Here is a 412-nt window from a genome sequence, read left to right as displayed (position 1 = left end):
CTAATATACTTCCAAGGGGATCCCGCGGATAAAATTTATATCCTGCAAAGCGGCAAGGTAAGCCTTGTTTCCCAGGATATAGAGACCGGGGAAGACATACGCGAATCCGTGGCGCCCGGCGAGTTCTTTGGGGTTAAATCCGCATTGGGGCGTTATTCCCGCGAAGAAAACGCGATGGCGTTGTCCGACACTACCGTTATGGTTTTTACGGTGCAGGAATTTGAAGCCGTAGCGATGGCGAATTCCAGAATTATAATGAAGATGCTTAAGGTTTTCTCCAACCAGATGAGGCGCGTGCATAAACAGGTGTCAAAAGTAATGTCAAAGGAAGAGCAGCAGCCCGCGGACGGCCTGTTCAATGTAGGTGAATTTTACCTGAAAAACAAGCAGTTTTCCCACGCCAAATACGTGT

At 48.3% G+C, this 412-nt stretch carries 1 protein-coding gene; it reads left to right on the top strand.

The genetic code is table 11. From position 1 onward, the window contains the following. A partial coding sequence (locus ACYVTD_RS17265; RefSeq protein WP_461248865.1) for a Crp/Fnr family transcriptional regulator occupies positions 1 to 412 on the top strand: 412 nt, incomplete at both ends.

Source organism: Treponema sp. R6D11 (genome assembly GCF_054786075.1).
The sequence above is the reverse complement of the archived record's forward strand: the minus strand, read 5'-3'. Positions and strand labels throughout refer to the sequence as shown.